Below are 19256 nucleotides of genomic sequence, written 5' to 3' on the forward strand. Positions count from 1 at the left end.
TGTTGACATCACAGTGCTCCGTCCCCTCCCCGCCCGACGAATTTGACCCTCCAGAGGGACACAGAGAATGAACGAACTGACCAACTTCGCGAACCCGGTCGCCAAACCGGAGACCTTCGACCAGATCCAGATCGGCATTGCGTCGCCTGACCGCATCCGCTCGTGGTCGTTCGGCGAGATCAAGAAGCCCGAGACGATCAACTACCGCACGTTCAAGCCCGAACGTGACGGCCTGTTCTGCGCGCGCATCTTCGGTCCGATCAAGGATTACGAGTGCCTGTGCGGCAAGTACAAGCGCATGAAATACAAAGGCATCGTCTGCGAGAAGTGCGGCGTCGAGGTCACCGTCTCGAAGGTCCGCCGCGAGCGCATGGGCCATATCGAGCTCGCCGCCCCGGTCGCGCACATCTGGTTCCTGAAGTCGCTGCCCTCGCGCATCGGCCTGCTGCTCGACATGCAGCTCAAGCAGCTCGAGCGCGTGCTGTACTTCGAGAGCTACATCGTCACCGAGCCCGGCCTCACCCCGCTCGAGAAGTTCCAGCTCCTCACCGAGGACGAGCTGCTCGACGCGCAGGACGAATATGGCGAGGACGCCTTCTCGGCCGGCATCGGCGCCGAGGCGGTCAAGATCATGCTCATGGACCTCGACCTCGAGGGTGAGCGCAAGGAGCTTCTGGAAGAGCTGGCGACGACCAAGTCGGAGCTGAAGCCCAAGAAGATCATCAAGCGCCTCAAGGTCGTGGAATCGTTCATCGAATCCGGCAACCGCCCGGAGTGGATGATCCTCGACGTCGTTCCGGTCATTCCGCCCGAGCTGCGCCCGCTGGTGCCGCTGGACGGCGGCCGCTTCGCGACTTCGGATCTGAACGATCTGTACCGCCGCGTGATCAACCGCAACAACCGCCTGAAGCGCCTGATGGAGCTGCGCGCGCCGGACATCATCGTCCGCAACGAGAAGCGCATGCTGCAGGAAGCCGTCGACGCATTGTTCGACAATGGCCGCCGCGGCCGCACGATCACCGGCGCCAACAAGCGGCCGCTCAAGTCGCTGTCCGACATGCTCAAGGGCAAGCAGGGCCGCTTCCGTCAGAACCTGCTCGGCAAGCGCGTCGATTATTCGGGCCGCTCGGTCATCGTGACCGGTCCGGAGCTCAAGCTGCACCAGTGCGGCTTGCCCAAGAAGATGGCGCTCGAGCTGTTCAAGCCGTTCATCTACGCCCGCCTCGACGCCAAGGGTCTGTCGATGACCCTCAAGCAGGCGAAGAAGTGGGTCGAGAAGGAGCGCAAGGAAGTCTGGGACATCCTGGACGAAGTCATTCGCGAGCACCCGGTCCTCCTCAACCGCGCGCCGACGCTCCACCGCCTGGGCATCCAGGCGTTCGAGCCGGTGCTGATCGAGGGCAAGGCGATCCAGCTCCACCCGCTGGTCTGCTCGGCGTTCAACGCCGACTTCGACGGCGACCAGATGGCCGTGCACGTCCCGCTGTCGCTTGAAGCGCAGCTGGAAGCGCGCGTCCTGATGATGTCGACCAACAACATCCTGTCCCCCGCCAACGGCAAGCCGATCATCGTGCCCTCGCAGGACATGGTCCTCGGTCTCTACTACATCTCGATGGAGAAGGAGAACGAGCCGGGTGAAGGCATGATCCTGGGCGACATGGCCGAGGTGCATCAGGCGCTGTTCGCCGGTGCCGTGACGCTGCACTCGAAGATCGTCAGCCGCGTCCCGCAGACGGACGAGGACGGCAACACCTATATGAAGCGCTTCGAGACCACGCCGGGCCGCATGCTGCTCGGCGAGTGCTTGCCCAAGAGCCACAAGGTGCCGTTCGACGTCGTCAACCGCCTGCTCACCAAGAAGGACGTGGGCGACGTGATCGACGAGGTCTATCGCCACACCGGCCAGAAGGAGACCGTGCTGTTCGCCGACGCGATCATGGCGCTCGGCTTCCGCCACGCGTTCAAGGCGGGCATCTCGTTCGGCAAGGACGACATGATCATTCCGGGCGCCAAGGAAGCGATGGTCGACGAGACCCGCGCGCTCGTGAAGGATTATGAGCAGCAGTATCAGGACGGCCTGATCACGCAGCAGGAGAAGTACAACAAGGTGATCGACGCCTGGAGCCGTTGCGGCGACCAGGTGGCGGCTGCGATGATGGACGAGATCAAGGCGGTCAAGAAGGACCCCGAGACCGGCCGTGAGAAGCCCGCCAACGCGATCTACATGATGGCGCACTCGGGTGCGCGTGGCTCGGCAGCGCAGATCAAGCAGCTTGCCGGCATGCGCGGCCTGATGGCCAAGCCGTCGGGCGAGATCATCGAGACGCCGATCATCTCGAACTTCAAGGAAGGCCTGACCGTCCTTGAATACTTCAACTCGACCCACGGCGCCCGCAAGGGTCTCGCGGACACGGCGTTGAAGACCGCGAACTCGGGTTATCTGACCCGCCGCCTCGTCGACGTGTCGCAGGACTGCGTCGTCATGGAGGAGGATTGCGGCACCGAGCGCGCGCTGGAGATGAAGGCGATCGTGCAGGGCGGCTCGACCATCGCGTCGCTAGGCGAGCGCATCCTGGGCCGCACCACGGCCGAGGACGTGGTCGATCCCAAGACGGGCGAGGTGGCGATCCCGGTCGGCACGCTGCTCGACGAGGCGATGATCACGCAGATCGAGGCGCTGGGCATCCAAGGCATGAAGATCCGCAGCCCGCTGGTGTGCGAGGCCAAGATCGGCGTATGCGCCAAGTGCTACGGGCGTGACCTCGCCCGCGGTACGCCGGTGAACATCGGCGAGGCGGTCGGCGTGATCGCGGCGCAGTCGATCGGCGAGCCGGGCACGCAGCTCACCATGCGTACCTTCCACATCGGCGGCGCGGCGCAGCTCAACGAGCAGTCGAACCTCGAAGCCCCTGTGGACGGCAAGGTCGAGTTCCGCGACGTCCGCATCATCGTCGATCAGCGTGGCCGCCGCGTGGTCACCTCGCGCTCGGCCGAGCTGGCGATCCTCGACATGGACGGCCGCGAGCTTGCGGTGCATCGCATCCCGTACGGTGCATACGTGATGTTCGACGACGGCCATGTCGTCACCAAGGGCGACCGTATGGCCGAGTGGGATCCGTTCACCATGCCGGTGATCACGGAAACCGGCGGTGTCGTGAAGTATCAGGACCTGATCGACGGCAAGACGCTGACCGAGCAGGTCGACGAAGCGACGGGCATCGCCCAGCGCGTCGTCATCGAGAACCGCGGCGCTGCAGCCAAGAAGGAAGACCTGCGTCCGCGCCTGACCCTGACCGGGGACAGCGAGGGTGAGGCTGCGCGCTACATGCTGGCGCCGGGTGCGGTGATCTCGGTCGAGGACGGCGCGGTGGTTCAGGGCGGCGACGTCCTGGCGCGTGTCAGCCGCGAGAGCGCCAAGACCCGCGATATCACCGGCGGTCTGCCGCGCGTCGCCGAGCTGTTCGAGGCACGCAAGCCCAAGGAGAACGCGATCATCGCGAAGGTCTCGGGCCGCGTCGTGTTCGGCAAGGACTATAAGGCGAAGCGCAAGATCGGCATCCAGCCCGAGGATGGCGGCGAGGTCGTCGAGTATCTGGTGCCCAAGTCGAAGGTGATCGACGTTCAGGAAGGCGACTACGTCAAGCGTGGCGACAACCTGATCGGCGGCTCGCCCGATCCGCACGACATCCTCGAGGTGCTCGGCATCGAGCCGCTCGCGGAATATCTCGTGTCGGAGATCCAGGAAGTCTATCGACTCCAGGGCGTGAAGATCAACGACAAGCACATCGAGGTGATCGTTCGCCAGATGCTGCAGAAGGTCGAGATCACCGACGCCGGCGACACCACCCTGCTCCCCGGCGAGCAGGTGGACCGCGACGAGATGGACGAGACCAATGCCAAGCTCGAGCCCGGCCAGGCCCCCGCACAGGGCAAGCCGATCCTGCTCGGCATCACCAAGGCGTCGCTGCAGACCCGCAGCTTCATCTCGGCGGCGTCGTTCCAGGAGACCACGCGAGTTCTCACCGAAGCCGCCGTGCAGGGTAAGCAAGATACCCTGATCGGTCTCAAGGAGAACGTGATCGTGGGCCGTCTCATCCCCGCCGGCACCGGCGCGGGTATGAACCGGATGCGCATCGCGGCCACCAGCCGCGACGCCGCGCTCCGTGCGCAGCAGCGCAAGCTGCAGGAAGCCCTCATCGCGCCGAGCTCGGCCGCCGAGGAGCATGCAGCCGAGCTGGCGCAGGACCCGATCGAGGCGATGGCCACCAGCGACGCACTGGAGAAGGTCGAAGTCTCGGGAGACGGCAGCGACGAGGCCGCAGGCGATTACCTGAACGAGAGCGAGTAATCGCTCCGTTTCAGCGGTCGCGCTGAGTGAAATGAGCCGCCGCCCGGAAGCCCGGGCGGCGGCTTTTTCTTGGGTGATCTACCTTGCAGCGTCCGATCCCGCGCATCGCAAAGCGTCCTCCCACACTAAGCTAATGGCCAATTGACTCATTATATGGGACTCAATCCCGTAAAATGGATTGCATCTGTTTTAAGCACCGCTCACCTTCGCCTGGGTCAAATCGACCGAAAACAGGAGAGGTGATCAGATGCGCAAAGCAGTTTCTGTTCTCGCCGCCGCGGCAGCTTCGTTTGCCGCATTCGTGCCCGCAGCCGCCAGCGCCAATGAGGCACCGGTCTGCAGCGGCTCGTTCGAGGATCCGCAGACCAACACCGGCATGTATGCCGATGTCGGCTTCTACGTCGATGAATGGTGCACCGATGCCGATGGCGATCAGCTGACGATCTATTCCGTCTCCTGGGGACCAGGCGTGAGTGGGGTCGGCGACTCGGTGACCACCATCTATTCGATCGGCTACGGCCCCGAGATCATCCCGATCACGGTCACCGACGGTCAGGGCAACTACACCGCGTTCGACTGGGTCTATACGCGCCGGTTCTAATCCACACTGCGCGATATCGGCCGTCGTCCAATGGGCGGGCGGCGGCCGCTTCGATCTGCTGGCCCATCGTGCTGGAATACCGGACCGGTCCAACGCAGTTAATGCGACTAGTTTGCATTACCTTCCTTTCGCTGTTAGCGGGCGCAGCAAAGGGAGACTCCAATGATCCGTCTGCGTTCGTCGTTACCCCTCGTCGCGCTGGTCTGGCTCGCGCCTACCGTCGCGCATGCCAATGAGACCGCGGCTACTACCGAAGCTGCGGCACCGGGCGACGCGGAGGACGAGGGCCAGGTGGTCATCACCGCGGCGCGCACCGTGCTGCCGCCCAACGCGCTGCCGTTGACGATCGACGTGATCGACAAGGAGACGCTCGACCAGCAGATCGCGATCTCCGGCTCGGTCACCGATGCGGTGGCTACGCTCACCCCCTCCTTCTCCCCCACCCGCCAGAAGCTGTCGGGCGCGGGCGAGACGCTGCGCGGTCGCTCGCCGCTCTATGCGATCAACGGCATCCCCCAGTCGACACCGCTGCGCGACGGCAGCCGCGACGGGTTCACCATCGACGGCTTCTTCGTCGACCGGGTCGAGCTGATCTACGGCTCGAACGCGTTGCAGGGCATCGGCGGCACCGGCGGCATCGTCAATCAGGTGACGCTGGGTGCGCCGAAGCGCGAGGGCCTGTCGGGCCGCGTGCTGGTGCAGGGCACGGCGAGCAACGACTTCGATGACGAAGGCTTCGGCGGCAAGCTGGCGGGCCTGGTCCAGTACAAGGCGGGACGGTTCGATGCATCGATCGGCGCGGCCTATGAGGATCGCGGCCTCTATTACGATGCCGAGGGCCGCCCGGTCGGCAACAACCTGACCCAGGGCGAGACGATGGATTCCGAGGCGCTATCGCTGTTCGGGCGCTTCGGCTATGCGCTGTCGGATACGGCACGGCTCGACCTGATCCTCTCGCGCTTCGATATCGAGAGCAACCACCGCTACGTGCCCGTGCCCGGCGTCCGCCGCCCGCTCGGCAGCCAGCTCACCGATGTGCCGACCAGCGCGAAGCGCGGCACGCCACCGCTCAAGCCCGCCGCCAACCTCGCCGAAAGCGCGGCGCTGTCGCTCACCGACAGCGATTTGTGGGGCGGCAACTTCGTCAGTCAGGTCTTCGTCAGCCGCACGCGCGACACGTTCGGCGCCGACGTCAATCCGCAGATCAGCCAGCAAGACCCGGCGATCGCCCCGATCGGCACGCTGTTCGACCAGACCGAGAACCGCTCGCGCAAGATCGGCGCCAAGCTGAGCTACGAGCGCGCGGTCCCGGGGTTCGAGGCGCTGACTGCGACGATCGGGTTCGATGCGCTGTGGGATCGCACCGAGCAGAGGCTGATCGCAACCGACCGCACCTATGTGCCGCCGACCGACTTCCGCAGCCTCGCGCCCTTCGGCCAGCTCAACCTCAAGCTGTTCGATGGCCTGGTCCGCCTTGCGGGCGGCGCGCGCTGGGAGAATGTGCAGATCAAGATCGGCGATTATCATTCGATCGCGTCGACCACCTTCGTCGCCTGCACTACCCCGCCCGCCGCGCCGGTCACGCCATGCGGCCCCTCCACCTATGGCGGCGTCGATGTCGGCGGCGGCAAGCCGACCTTCGAGGATGTCCTCTTCAACGGCGGCGCGATCGTCGAGCCGCTGCCCGGCATCCGCGCCTATGCGAGCTATGCCGAAGGTTACACGGTTCCCGATGTCGGCCGCATCACCCGTGCGATCGGCACCCCGAACATCGACCTCGACAATTTCCTCGATATTGAGCCGATCGTCTCCAACAACCGCGAGATCGGAATCGAGGTGAAGCGCGGCCCGCTCGACGCCAGCGCCACCTATTTCTGGTCGTCGAGCGACAAGGGCCAGCTGCTGGTGCAGGGCGTTGACCGCATCTTCGACGTCCAGCGGCTGCGCATCGAGCTCGAAGGACTCGAGCTCAACCTGCGCGTCGCGACGCCGATCGAGGGGCTGAAGCTCGGCATCGGCTATGCGCACATCAAGGGCCGGTTCGACAGCGACGCCAATCGCAACGCGCCCGACGGGATCGTCGACACCGACCTCGACGGCGTGAACATCTCGCCCGATCGCCTGAACCTGACGGCTAGCTTCGATCGCGGCCCGCTGTCGATGCTGGTGCAGTCGCAATTCTATCTGGCACGCACCTTCAGCGCGGACGCCGGCAAGCCGCGCCCGGATCAGCGCAACAATTTCGGCGGCTACAACGTCACCGACGCCACCGTGCGCTACGATACCGGTCTCGGCGGCCTGCGCCTCAGCGTGCAGAACCTCTTCAACAAGCAATATATCGACTATTCGAGCGACACGCGCCTGCCGACCGATGTCTATGCGGTGTTCGCGGGTCGCGGGCGGACCTTTACGCTCGGCTGGGACTATCGCTTCTGAGGACTGCCGCGGCTATGAAGTGGATCGACCTTCTCCACCGCTGGACGGGCGGGATCATCGGGCTGGTGCTCGGGCTGCTCGGCCTTACCGGCGCGATCCTCGCGTTCAAGACGTGGTGGCTGGCCTGGCTGCCCGGTGCAGGCGATGCGCAGCACCAGGACATCCCGGCGCTGGTAGCGCAAATCAACGCTGCGATGGCCGCGCCGGGCGGCCCGCCGCAATCGATCCTCTTCCCGACGCACGACTTCGGCCTCGCCCGCCTGTCGCTCGGCGAGGGCGCGGGCGCCTATGCCGACCAGTCAGGCCGAATCGTCGCGGAATGGGGCGGCAAATGGGACCGGGTCGAGCTGTGGCTGTTCGATTTCCACCATCACCTGTTCTTCGGCGATGCGGGGGAGACCGTCGCTGGCATCGTCGCGCTGATCGGCCTGCTATTCGTCGTCACCGGCGCGATCCTGTGGTGGCGGCTGCGCAAGACCTTCAAGTTCCGACTGTTCCCCAAGCGCCTGAGCCGCCCGGCGATCGTCACCCATCATCGCGACATCGGCGTGGTCTTCGCGCCGCTGCTGTTCCTGTCGATGGCGACGGGTATGCTGATGGTGCTGAAACCCATCACCAACGCGCTGTTCGTCCCCGGCCAGGGCGGCGATGCACTGTCCGCGCCGTTCGTGCCGCCCAAGGTGGAGGGCGGCGCGCTGTCCCCCGATCTGGATTGGGCGGCGATGTTCACCGCTGCCCGCGCGCGCTATCCCGGCGCCGAGATCCGCCTCGTCTCGCTGCCGCGCAAGCCCGGCGGGCTGATCCAGATGCGCTTGCGGCAACCGCCCGAATGGCTGCCCAATGGCCGCACGCTCGTCTGGTTCCGGCCCGAGAACGGCGCGCTGGTCGATACGCGCAACGTTCAGGCGATGCCGGCGGGCATCCGCGCCTACAACGCGCTCTATCCGCTCCATGCGGGCAAGGTGGGCGGCATCCTGTGGAAGCTCGCCATCGCCGCGTCCGGCTTGGTCCTCGCGATGCTCGGCAGCTTCGCCGTGTGGACCTTTTGGTTCAAGCGGCCCAGGCCCAGGCCGACGCGGCGGGCGCGGCCCGTGACAGTGGCTGCGGAATAGCGGCTAGCCGAACACCGCTTCCAGATCGATGTCGGGATTGTCGGGGTCCTCGCCGAAGCGGTTCGGCCCCCGCGTTCCCTTCCATGCCAGCATGACCAGCAGCGCGAGGGGGCACAACACCACCGCAGTCCCGATCGTGATCGACACCCTTTCGTCTTCCTCGACGCCAAAGGCCACCGCGGCGAACGCGAGGAAGAAGGTGGTGAACGGAAGCAGCGCCCACCAGCCGGTGCGATTCGCATCGTGCAGGCGGCGAACCGTCACCGCCAGCCCGGGGATAAAGCTGCCCAGCATGAACAGCAATATGAGAAGCAAGCCCGCTGCCAGTGCGTCGAGGCCGAACAGGCCTTCGATCAGCCGGAGCACGATCGAGGCGATCAGCCACCACAGGAAGAATGCCCAGAATTCGATGCGGCGCGAACGCCCTCGAAACTCGAAATAGCGTCGATACGGCAAAAGCGCCCAGCGCATCACGCCCCCTTTTGTGCGGCCGCCTAGGAACGCGGCACCTGGCGACGGTAACTCAACGCCTCGGCGACGTGAATGCGCCCCACCGTCTCGTTGCCGGCCAGGTCGGCAATCGTCCGCGCGACGCGCAGCACACGGGTATAGCCGCGCGCCGACATCCGCATCGCCTCCGCCGCCTGCGCCAGCAGCTTGCGGCCCGGCTCGTCGGGGGTCGCCGCGGCATCGAGCAGCGGGCCGTCCGCCTCGGCATTGGTGCGGGTGCCCGATCCGTTGTAGCGCGCCGCCTGCACCCTGCGTGCCGCCGCGACGCGTGCCGCGACTTCGGCCGATCCTTCGGCAGGCGGCGGCAGCACCAGGTCCGCGGCGGTGACCGGCTGCACGTCTACGTGAAGGTCGATTCGGTCGAGCAACGGTCCCGAGACCTTCGCCTGATAATCGGCGGCGCATTTGGGGGCACGGGCGCACGCCAAGGCGGGATCGCCGAGATGGCCGCAGCGGCACGGGTTCATCGCCGCGACCAGCTGGACGCGCGCGGGAAAGGTGACGTGCGCGTTGGCCCGCGCGACGCTGACGGTCCCGCTCTCCAGCGGCTGGCGCAGCGAATCGAGCACCGCGCGCTGGAATTCCGGCAATTCGTCGAGGAACAGCACGCCGAGATGCGCCATGCTGACCTCGCCCGGCTTGACCTTGAGCCCGCCACCGGTGAGCGCGGCCATCGACGCCGAGTGATGCGGCGAGCGGAACGGACGCATCCGCGTGAGCTTGCCGCCCTGCAGCGTCCCCGCGACGCTGGCGACCATCGACACCTCGAGCGCCTCGGCGGCGTTGAGCGGCGGGAGGATGCCCGGCAGGCAGCTCGCCATCAGCGACTTGCCTGCGCCGGGCGGCCCCACCATCAGCAGGTTGTGCCCGCCCGCCGCGGCGATCTCAAGCGCGCGCTTGGCGGTCTCCTGCCCCTTCACCTGGCGCAGGTCCGGGCCGTGCAGCACCTCCTCGGCCTCGCCCGCCTGCGGCGCGCCGAGCAGCTGCTGCCCCTTGAAGTGATTGATCAGGCCGATCAGGTCGGGCGCGGCGATCACGCCCGTCGTCCCGGCCCAGGCTGCTTCCGGCCCCTGCGCGACCGGGCACACCAGCCCCTTCCCCATTTCCGCCGCGTGCAGCGCCGCGAGCAGCACGCCCGGCGACGGCGCGATCCGCCCGTCGAGACTCAGCTCGCCGACGAAGACATGCTCGCTCAGCGCCTCGGCATCGACCACGCCCATCGCGCCGAGCAGCGCCAGCGCGATCGGCAGGTCGAAATGCGACCCTTCCTTGGGCAGGTCGGCGGGCGAGAGGTTGAGGATCACCCGCTTGGGCGGCAGCGCCAGCCCGATCGCCGCCATCGCCGCGCGCACGCGCTCGCGGCTCTCCGCCACGGCCTTGTCGGGCAGGCCGACCACGACGAAATTGGGCAGGCCGGGAACGAGGTTGCACTGCACCTCGACGGCGCGCGCTTCCAGTCCGAGATACGCAACCGTGGATACGCTCGCGACCATATGCCCCCCATTTGTTCGCACTCTAGCGCTAGTTTGAAAACGCGGAAGAGCGTTTTCAAACACGGCGCCGGCCCACTCCCCACCCCGCCACCCAACGGCAGTATCATACGGGTGGCCGGGCGGGGGAGCGCGCCGGTGCCGTAACAACAAGGGTGCAACGGTTCATCGCACTCGCGTCTTGTATCAGCAACACACGCCCCCACCTCCTGGCTATGCGCCGCAAACCGCATCCGATCGTGCGAATCGCCCTGCTGGTAACGGGCGTGTTGCTGTTCTGCGTGGTGGCGCCCCTCATCTCTCCGCTGCCCGGCCCGGGCGGTACGCTGGTCGCGGCGTTGGGGATCGTGCTGATCTTGCGCAATTCGCGCTGGGCACGGCACCGGTTCGTGCGGTGGAAGGCGCGCTGGCCGCGCGTCGGCGCCTTTATCGACCGCATCCTGATCCGCGCCAGCGCCAAAAGGCGCCGCCAGCGCGCGAAAGAGCTGGCTGCGAATTGACTTTGCCTGCACCTTTGGCTAACGGCCCTGCACACGCGGTCGCCCCTGTGGCGGCCCTTTTAGTTTCTAGATTTCAGGGAATGAGCGATGAAGCGGACCTTTCAGCCGAGCAACCTGGTGCGAGCGCGCCGGCACGGCTTCCGCGCGCGCATGGCGACTCCGGGCGGCCGCAAGGTGATTCGCGCCCGTCGCGCCCGCGGCCGCAACAAGCTGTCGGCGTAAGCCTGACGCGCATCACGCAGCGCCGCGACTATCTCGCGGCCAATGCGGGGAAGCGCGCTCCGACACCGGGATTCGTGCTGCTCGTCCGCGATCGCGCGGACGGCGACACGCTCATGCGAATCGGCATCACCGTATCCAGGAAGGTCGGCAACGCGGTCGTGCGCAATCGCATGAAGCGCCGTTTCCGCGAGCTCGCGCGCGCGATCCTGCCCGCCGAGGGCATCGCAGGCGCAGATCATGTGCTGATCGGCCGCAACTTGGGCATCGAACGCGATTTCGCGGCGCTCAAGGCCGACCTCACCAAGGCTTTGGCGAAGGTGCGGCGATGACGACGTGCCATCATTCCACTCCACATTCCACTCCAACAGCCGTCATCCCCGCGCAGGCGGGGATCCATTCCGGCTGGCTTCTCGCAAGGGCCGCACCGGCAGCAGCAATGGATTCCCGCCTTCGGCCATTGGCCGAAGTTAATCCTGAGCGCCTGCCTTGCAGGCAGTCGAAGGGCGGGAATGACGGAGTCGGGTTGGGAAGGGGCTGCACATGATCGCCCGCGCCCTCATCCTGATCGCCCGCGGCTGGCAGATCGGCCCGTCGCGCATCCTTCCGCCCAGCTGCCGCTATGCGCCGAGCTGTTCGGCCTATGCAATCGAGGCACTCTCCCGCTATGGCGCGCTCAAGGGCGGATGGCTCGCGCTCCGGCGCATCCTTCGCTGCCATCCGTGGGGTGGGCACGGCTATGATCCCGTGCCCTGATTTCCTGAACCGGGGACTGACGTGAAAGACGACCAGAAGAATTTCCTGCTCTTCGCCGTGCTCGCCGCGCTGCTGCTGTTCGGCTGGCCGATGGTCACCGGCTGGCTGTTCCCGACCGCCAATCCGCCGGTCACCGAGATCAAGGGCGGCAAGACCGAGGTCGTCGCCAACCCCGGCGCCGATCCCGCGGCGGACACCCCGACTGCGATCCGCGACCGCAAGCTGGTGATCGCCGAGACCCCGCGCGTGCAGATCGAGACCCCGACCGTGCGCGGATCGATCAATCTCAAGGGCGCGCGTATCGACGATCTGGTGCTGGTCAAGCACAAGGAGACGATCGCCAAGGACAGCCCGCCGATCCGCCTGCTCTCGCCTTCCGGCACGCAGGACGCCTATTTCGCGGGCTTCGGCTGGTCGGGCACCGGCCTAACCGCTCCCGCCGCCGACGCGGTGTGGACCGCCAGCGGCACCAAGCTGACCCCGACCACGCCGGTCAGGCTCACCACCAGCAACGGCACGCAGCGCTTCATCATCGAGCTGTCGGTGGACGAGGGCTATATGTTCACCGTCCGCCAGCGCGTCGCGAACCTGGGCGAGAAGCCGATCAGCGTCGCGGGCTACGGCTATCTCTACCGCTACGGCCCGGGCAAGGACCACGACACCTGGACGATCCATGCCGGCCCGGTCGCCGCCTATCCCGGCAAGGTCAATTACGACGTCAACTACAGCACCGTAACGGAGGAAGGCGAGCAGAAGTTCGACGCGGCCGGCGGGAGCTGGATCGGCTATACCGACATTTACTGGCTGACCGCGCTGATTCCCGATCAGGGGATGGCGACGAGTCTCAAATTCCGCCCGGCCGGCGGCACCGCGACCCAGGCGCAGTTCGAGCCGGCCACCGCACGCCAGCTCGGCCCAGGACAGATGGTGACTCAGACTTCGCGTTTCTTTGCGGGCGCCAAGGACATCAACCTGCTCGACGATTATGAGGAAAAGGGCGGAATCCGCCAGTTCGGCAAGGCGATCGACTGGGGCTGGTTCGAAATCTTCGAGAAGCCGATCTTCCACTACCTCCACTGGCTGTTCCGGATGGTGGAGAATTTCGGCGTGGCGATCATCCTGCTGACGCTCACCGTCCGCCTGCTGCTCTTCCCGATCGCGCAGCGCCAGTTCGCCTCGATGGCGTCGATGCGCGCGCTCCAGCCAAAGATGAAGGCGATCCAGGAGCGCTACAAGGACGACAAGCCGCGCCAGCAGCAGGAGATCATGAAGCTCTACAAGGACGAGAAGGTGAACCCGCTCGCGGGCTGCCTCCCTACCCTGCTCCAGATTCCGATCCTCTACGCGCTGTACAAGGTGCTGATGCTTTCGATCGAGATGCGCCACCAGCCCTTCGTCCTGTGGATCAAGGATCTGTCGGCGCCCGACCCGCTGCACATCCTCAACCTGTTCGGGCTGCTCGACTTCAACCCGCCGGCATTCCTGGCGATCGGCGTGCTGCCGATCCTGCTCGGCCTGTCGATGTGGGCGCAGTTCAAGCTCAACCCGGCGCCGATGGACGACATGCAGAAGCAGGTCTTCGCGATCATGCCCTGGGTGCTGATGTTCGTGATGGCGCCGTTCGCGGCGGGTCTCCAGATCTACTGGATCACCTCGAACCTGCTCACCATCGCGCAGCAGAAGTTCCTCTACATGCGCCACCCGGCGCTCAAGGAACCGGTGGTCGCGGCACCGGCGAAACCGGGGAAGAAGTGACGCAGTTCGATCCCGAAACGATCGAGGCCGCGCGAAAGACCTTCGCCGGCCCGGTCGCGTTCCTGAAATCCGCGCCCGCGCTTCACTTCCTGCCCGATCCCACGGTGCCGGAAGTTGCGTTCGCGGGCCGATCGAATGTCGGCAAGTCGTCGCTGCTCAACGCCCTGACCGGCCGCAACGGCCTTGCCCGCACCTCGAACACGCCGGGGCGGACGCAGGAGCTGAACTTCTTCGATGTCGGCGATCCGCTCAGGTTCCGGCTGGTCGACATGCCCGGCTACGGCTTCGCCAAGGCGCCCAAGGACATCGTCAAGAAGTGGCGCTTCCTGGTCAACGACTATCTGCGCGGGCGTGACGTGCTCAAGCGCGTGCTGGTGCTGATCGACAGCCGCCACGGCATCAAGGAGGTCGATCGCGATATCCTGGACATGCTCGACGCGGCGGCGGTGAGCTACCGCATCGTCCTGACCAAGGCCGACAAGATCAAGCCGGCCGAGCTTGCCGAAGTCACCGAGCGCACGATCGCCGAAGCACGCAAGCGCCCCGCCGCGCATCCCGACATCCTCGCAACCTCAAGCGAGAAGGCGGACGGAATCGCCGAGCTGCGCGCCGCGGTTCTTGAGGCGGTCAGCGTCTAGTCTCGCATCACGCGCAGAATAGTGTTGCCCGCATAGTTAACGCGAACAATAGTTTCTCCATCGCCTCCGGGGGGAGGCGATTCGGAGGGGGTATTTCATGAAGAAGGCATTTTGGGCCGCGACTGCGGCTGCGTTCGTTATTATCGCCGCGCCGGCGATCGCCAAGGACAAGAAGCCCGACAAGGAGGCGGTAAAGGTGGCCGAGGCCGTGGCCAGCGTCACCGCGCCCAAGGATGCGATCAAGACCGTCACGCTCACCTGGCCAGTCGGCGTTGTCGCCGCCACGCCGACCGTTGCCGCCGACGCGGTGTTGCCCGCCAACACCGAGATCGTCCTCAAGATGAACGCCGAGCTCAACTCGAAGAAGGCGCGCGAAGGCGATCTGTTCGTCGCCTCGGTGGCGCAGGACGTGATGCTCGGCAACATGGTGGTGATCCGCAAGGGAACGCCTGCCAACGGGGTCGTCACCTGGCGCACCGGCAAGGGCGCGTTCGGCAAGAGCGCCAAGATGACCTATTCGTTCCACAGCCTCGAGCTGGAGGGACAGCGCGTCCCCGTCTCGGGCGAGTTCCGGCAGGAGGGCAGCGGCAACACCGGCGCGGCGGTCGGCGCTGTGGCTGCCGCCGGCGTGATCGGCGGCCTGTTCGTCACCGGCCGCAGCGCGGTGGTCGAGCAGGGTCGCGAGCTCAAGGTCCATACCACCGCCGCGATCCCGATCGTGCTGCCCGTCGTGGCAGCGCCCGCCGCCCCGCCGCCCGCCGCCCCAGCCGTGGAAGTCGCGCCGGCCGCAACGACGACGAACTGAATCCTGCCGCCCTGAGCGGTTGAGCGGAACGCGTCCGGACACCCGTCCGGACGCGTTCTTATTATCCGCGGCCATGCCGCACCTGTCCGGAACATCCAACAGCGTTGCCCCGGCCCCGCCCCGCCGCTATCCCCCGGCCATGCTCAAGCTCATCATCGGCAACAAGGCCTATTCCTCCTGGTCCATGCGCGGCTGGCTCGCCTGCAAGCTTTCGGGCCTGCCGTTTGAGGAAGTGGTGGTCCCGCTCTATGACCAGGATTGGGACAAGCGCCGCGAGGGCGACGAGTTCGCGCCCTCCTCGGGCAAGGTGCCGATCCTGTGGGACGGCGACGCGGTGGTATGGGACAGCCTCGCCATCGTCGAGTATCTCAACGAGAAGTCGGGCGGCGACAAATTCTGGCCCGCCGATCCCGCGGCGCGCGCGATGGCGCGCTCGATGGCGGCGGAGATGCATTCGGGCTTCGCTGCGCTGCGCCGCAAGCACAGCATGAACATCCGCCAGGTCTATGAGCCCAAGACCCCCGACGACGATGTGATGCAGGACATCCAGCGCATCATGGAGCTATGGGCGCAGGCCCGCGCGCGCTTCGGCGGCGAGGGCGAGTTCCTGTTCGGCCAGTTCGGCGCGGCGGACGTGATGTTCGCGCCGGTCGTCACGCGCTTCGTCACCTATTCGCTCCCGGTCGCTCGCTTCGCCCCGGCCTATATGACCGCGGTGCTTCAGCACCCCTTCATGCAGGACTGGATCGCGGCGGCGCAGGAGGAGGAATGGGTGCTGGAGCAGTTCGAGCAGACGCCGAACGGCGCCTAGAACGCGCTCCCGTCCTTGCGCCGGAAGCCCTCGCCCGGGAACAGGTGCAGGTCGATATCGGGATAATGGCAGTCGGTGACCGACGGCTTGCCGATCGCGACATAGACGCAATCGGCATCGCCGCGATTCTGCAGCACATGGCCGTTGCCGTCGTTCATCGGAAAAGCCGCGACGTCGCCCGCGCGCAGCGGCGTCTCGCCATCGTCGTCCACCAGCACCGCCTCGCCCGCGATCATCACCACCAGCTCGTCCTCGCCTGCGTGCCAGTGGCGCTGCGCTGACCAGGCGCCGGGCTTGAGCACCACATGGCTCGCGCCGAAGTCGCTCAGGCCCGCCGCGGGTGCCAGCCGCCGATACCAGCGCTCCTGCACCACCCCGGCATATTCGGGCGGATAGCCGGTCGCATTGATCTGCGGGATTGTGTCGAGATAGAGCTTGGGCAATGGAGCCTCCAAAGATTGGAGGCCATCTTGCCCGACGTCGTCGAACTCACCAAGGCCCTGATCGCCGCGCCCAGTATCACGCCTGCGCGGGGGTCGGTGTTCGACGTGCTCGAAACCGCGCTTCTGCCCCTCGGCTTCGCCGTCGACCGCTTCGTCGCGGGCGAGGCGCCCGACGGCCCGGTCGAGAATCTGCTCGCCGTTCGCACCGCTGGCCCCGGCCCGCATTTCGCCTTTGCCGGCCATCTCGATGTGGTGCCGCCGGGCGAGGGCTGGACCTCGGACGCGTTCGAGCCGGAGGTGCGCGGCGACCTGCTTTACGGGCGGGGCGCGGTGGACATGAAGGGGGCGATCGCCGCCTTCACCGCGGCGGTGGCCGCGCTTCCCGCCACCGGCACCCTCAGCCTGATCATCACCGGCGACGAGGAAGGCCCGGCGACCTACGGCACGCTCGCATTGATGGAGCGGATGGCCGCGGCCGGCCTGACCCCGGACATGTGCCTGGTCGGCGAACCCACTTCCGCGCACCGGCTCGGCGATACGATCAAGATCGGGCGCCGCGGATCGACCGTGATCGATATCGAGGTCCCGGGGCGGCAGGGCCATGTCGCCTACCCCCACCTTGCCGACAATCCGGTGCCGCGCCTCGTCCGCGCGCTGGCCGAGATCGACGCGATCGTGCTCGACGATGGCACCGACTGGTTCCAGCCCTCGAACATCGAGGTGATCGATCTGGCCGTGGGCAACCCGGCCACCAACGTCATTCCCGGCAAGGCGGCCGCGCGCATCTCGATCCGCTTCAACGACCGGCATCGCGGCAACGCGCTGATCGAGCGGATCGAGCGCATCGCCCATGTCCACGCCCCCGCCGCCATCGTCCGCGGCCGCGTCTATGGCGAGGCGTTCCTGACCGAGCCCGGCACGCTGTCGGCGCTGGTCAGCGACGCCATCGAGGCCGAGACCGGCATCCGCCCCGAACTGTCGACCAGCGGCGGCACTTCCGACGCGCGCTTCCTCTCGCGCATCTGCCCGGTGGTCGAGTTCGGCCTGCTCAACGCGACGATGCACAAGCTGGACGAGGCGGTCGCGCTGGACGACCTGCACCGGCTGACGGCGATCTACGAAAATCTGTTGCGGCGGGTTTACGCCTAGCCGGCGATCCTCGCCTCGAGGCGGGGCGCTTGCCGTGCCCAGGCGATGAAGTCGTCCTCGGTCATCGGCTGGGCGATGACATAGCCCTGCAGCACGTCGCAACCGATCACGCGCAGCACGTCGAGCTGGCCCTGAGTCTCGATCCCCTCGGCGACCACCTCGCAACCGATGCCGTGGAGCAGGCCGATCACCGCCTGCGCGATGGTCCGCGCCTCGGCGTCGGTTGCGACATTCTCGACCAGGCTGCGGTCGAGCTTGACGCGGTCGAGCGGCAGGTCGCGCAGCCGAGCAAGGTTGGAATAGCCCGTCCCGAAATCGTCGATCGCGATGCTCGCGCCATCGGCACGCAGCGCGGCGATCGCGTCGATCACCTCGCGCGAGCAGTGCATCGCCAGCGTCTCGGTGATCTCCAGCTCCAGCAATCGCGCGGGTGCGCCCGCGGCCTGCATCGCATCGCGCAGCCGGCGGAAGAAGGCGGCATGGTCGAGCTGGCGCGGGCTGATATTGACCGCCATGCGCTGCTCGACGCCCAGCTTGCCCCAGCGGGCGATGGTGTTGGCGACATTCTCCACCACCCATTCGCCGATCTCGACGATCAGGCCGGTTTCCTCGGCGCGGCCGATGAAGCTGCCGGGCAGGCACAGGCCGCGCTCGGGGTGCTTCCAGCGCAACAGCGCCTCGGCAGCGACGATCCGGCCGTCGCCGGCGCTGATCTGGGGCTGATAGACCAGCGCGAACTGATCCCGCTCCACTGCCCCGCGCAGATCGGTCTCCAGCTGGGCGCGCTCGGCGATCTCGGTCGCGAGCTGATCGGAGAAATGCTCCGCGCGGCCGCGGCCATTGCCCTTGGCGTGATACATGGCGGCGTCCGCCGCGCGCATCAGATCGGTCAGCGTCGTCCCGTGCTCGGGCCGCATCGCAATGCCCACCGACGCGCCAATGCTCACTTCCTGATCGGCAAGGTCGAACGGCTCGGACAGCGCGAACAGGATCCCGCGGCCGATCCGGTCGGCATCGCGCATATTGGCGATCGCCGGGAAGAAGATCGTGAACTCGTCTCCGGACAGTCGGCCGATCAGCGGCTGACGCAGCTCGCCCTCCACCGTGAACCGGTCGGCCACGGCGCGCAGCCGGTTGGCGACCATGCCCAGCAATTGGTCGCCCATCGCATGGCCGAGCGTGTCGTTGACCGCCTTGAACCGGTCGAGATCGATGAAGAACAGCGCCGCCATCGTCTCGGGCGGAAGCTCGGTCAGCACGCGCTCGCAGCTGCGGCGGAAGTGGATGCGGTTCGGCAAGGCGGTGACCGGATCGAACAGCGCCAGCCGCTGCACGCTCTCCAGGTTCGAGTGGAGCTGGCGGAACAGCGCGTCCATGGCCTCGGCGAGCGGCGGCACGCATTCCGCCACTTCGGAGGGAATCTCGCTCTGCAGGTCGCCGTTCGCGGCGCTTGCCAGGCGCTCGATCGCGGCATCGATCGCCGCCGCGGTGGAGGCGATGGTCCGCTCGGCATAGGCCCAGCACATCGCTGCGCAGATGATCGCCGCGATCAGCGCGCGCCCGGCGTTCTCGGTGTCGAAATGCCCGCGCGAGGTGGCTGCGAGCGCGAGGATGAACACGAACGCTCCGGCGCAGATCGCAAATACGATCGCGCGATTTTTGAGCGAAAACCCGTTCATCGCG

Annotated in this window: 17 protein-coding genes; 13 read left to right on the plus strand and 4 right to left on the minus strand. The window is 66.7% G+C overall.

Annotated elements, in window-relative coordinates; translation table 11 throughout:
• Window positions 1-67: 67 nt before the first annotated feature.
• From rpoC to VGD28_RS11955, 4 genes are all read left to right on the plus strand, one after another.
• On the plus strand, window positions 68-4348 hold the full coding sequence (gene rpoC / locus VGD28_RS11940; RefSeq protein ID WP_331028561.1) for a DNA-directed RNA polymerase subunit beta': 4281 nt from the start codon (window positions 68-70) through the stop codon (window positions 4346-4348).
• A gap of 247 nt (window positions 4349-4595) precedes the next feature.
• A complete protein-coding gene (locus VGD28_RS11945) occupies window positions 4596-4949 on the plus strand; it encodes a hypothetical protein (protein WP_331028562.1) in 354 nt (117 codons plus the stop codon).
• Between the two features lie 162 nt (window positions 4950-5111).
• Window positions 5112-7385 (plus strand): TonB-dependent receptor, encoded by a 2274-nt coding sequence (locus VGD28_RS11950; protein WP_331028563.1) that lies wholly within the window; start codon window positions 5112-5114, stop codon window positions 7383-7385.
• A gap of 14 nt (window positions 7386-7399) precedes the next feature.
• On the plus strand, window positions 7400-8497 hold the full coding sequence (locus VGD28_RS11955; RefSeq protein ID WP_331028564.1) for a PepSY-associated TM helix domain-containing protein: 1098 nt from the start codon (window positions 7400-7402) through the stop codon (window positions 8495-8497).
• Between the two features lie 3 nt (window positions 8498-8500).
• Here the strand turns inward: VGD28_RS11955 and VGD28_RS11960 are convergent, their stop codons facing one another.
• Both VGD28_RS11960 and VGD28_RS11965 read right to left on the minus strand, forming a co-directional pair.
• A complete protein-coding gene (locus VGD28_RS11960; RefSeq protein ID WP_331028565.1) occupies window positions 8501-8968 on the minus strand; it encodes a DUF805 domain-containing protein in 468 nt (155 codons plus the stop codon).
• A gap of 23 nt (window positions 8969-8991) precedes the next feature.
• Window positions 8992-10500 carry a YifB family Mg chelatase-like AAA ATPase gene (locus tag VGD28_RS11965; protein WP_331028566.1) on the minus strand — a complete coding sequence of 503 codons (1509 nt, stop codon included), beginning with the start codon at window positions 10498-10500 and terminating at the stop codon, window positions 8992-8994.
• A 212-nt stretch (window positions 10501-10712) separates the two neighbouring features.
• Here VGD28_RS11965 and VGD28_RS11970 point away from each other — a divergent pair, with 212 nt between their 5' ends.
• The 8 genes from VGD28_RS11970 (at window position 10713) to VGD28_RS12005 (ending at window position 15981) form a co-directional block, all read left to right on the plus strand.
• Complete coding sequence (locus tag VGD28_RS11970) at window positions 10713-10997, plus strand: hypothetical protein (RefSeq protein WP_331028567.1); 285 nt, start codon at window positions 10713-10715, stop codon at window positions 10995-10997.
• 87 nt (window positions 10998-11084) lie between these two features.
• Window positions 11085-11219: a 50S ribosomal protein L34 gene (rpmH, locus tag VGD28_RS11975; protein ID WP_219239405.1), complete on the plus strand. Its 135-nt coding sequence runs from the start codon at window positions 11085-11087 to the stop codon at window positions 11217-11219.
• 11 nt (window positions 11220-11230) lie between these two features.
• Window positions 11231-11548, plus strand: coding sequence for a ribonuclease P protein component (gene rnpA, locus VGD28_RS11980; RefSeq protein WP_331028620.1), 318 nt, complete (start codon window positions 11231-11233; stop codon window positions 11546-11548).
• 211 nt (window positions 11549-11759) lie between these two features.
• A complete protein-coding gene (gene yidD, locus VGD28_RS11985) occupies window positions 11760-11972 on the plus strand; it encodes a membrane protein insertion efficiency factor YidD (RefSeq protein ID WP_066576234.1) in 213 nt (70 codons plus the stop codon).
• Window positions 11973-11993: 21 nt separating this feature from the next.
• Window positions 11994-13727 carry a membrane protein insertase YidC gene (gene yidC / locus VGD28_RS11990; RefSeq protein WP_331028568.1) on the plus strand — a complete coding sequence of 578 codons (1734 nt, stop codon included), beginning with the start codon at window positions 11994-11996 and terminating at the stop codon, window positions 13725-13727.
• The gene (yihA, locus tag VGD28_RS11995; protein ID WP_331028569.1) at window positions 13724-14365 is read left to right on the plus strand and encodes a ribosome biogenesis GTP-binding protein YihA/YsxC; all 642 of its coding nucleotides are present in this window, start codon (window positions 13724-13726) and stop codon (window positions 14363-14365) included. Before yidC ends, yihA begins: the two co-directional genes overlap by 4 nt.
• Before the next feature lie 97 nt (window positions 14366-14462).
• Window positions 14463-15170, plus strand: coding sequence for a hypothetical protein (locus VGD28_RS12000; RefSeq protein ID WP_331028570.1), 708 nt, complete (start codon window positions 14463-14465; stop codon window positions 15168-15170).
• Window positions 15171-15309: 139 nt separating this feature from the next.
• Window positions 15310-15981 carry a glutathione S-transferase family protein gene (locus tag VGD28_RS12005; RefSeq protein ID WP_331028571.1) on the plus strand — a complete coding sequence of 224 codons (672 nt, stop codon included), beginning with the start codon at window positions 15310-15312 and terminating at the stop codon, window positions 15979-15981.
• Here the strand turns inward: VGD28_RS12005 and VGD28_RS12010 are convergent.
• The gene (locus VGD28_RS12010) at window positions 15978-16424 is read right to left on the minus strand and encodes a cupin domain-containing protein (RefSeq protein ID WP_331028572.1); all 447 of its coding nucleotides are present in this window, start codon (window positions 16422-16424) and stop codon (window positions 15978-15980) included. The genes VGD28_RS12005 and VGD28_RS12010 overlap by 4 nt on opposite strands.
• A 27-nt stretch (window positions 16425-16451) precedes the next feature.
• Here VGD28_RS12010 and dapE point away from each other — a divergent pair, with 27 nt between their 5' ends.
• Complete coding sequence (gene dapE / locus VGD28_RS12015; RefSeq protein ID WP_331028573.1) at window positions 16452-17573, plus strand: succinyl-diaminopimelate desuccinylase; 1122 nt, start codon at window positions 16452-16454, stop codon at window positions 17571-17573.
• On the opposite strand, the gene VGD28_RS12020 is transcribed toward dapE, so the two are convergent.
• Window positions 17570-19252, minus strand: a complete 1683-nt coding sequence (locus VGD28_RS12020) for a putative bifunctional diguanylate cyclase/phosphodiesterase (RefSeq protein WP_331028574.1) — start codon at window positions 19250-19252, stop codon at window positions 17570-17572. The two genes, dapE and VGD28_RS12020, sit on opposite strands and share 4 nt — an antisense overlap.
• Between the last annotated feature and the right edge of the window lie 4 nt (window positions 19253-19256).

The sequence above is a fragment of the Sphingomonas sp. genome, assembly GCF_036402235.1.
Classification (GTDB): Bacteria; Pseudomonadota; Alphaproteobacteria; order Sphingomonadales; family Sphingomonadaceae; genus Sphingomonas.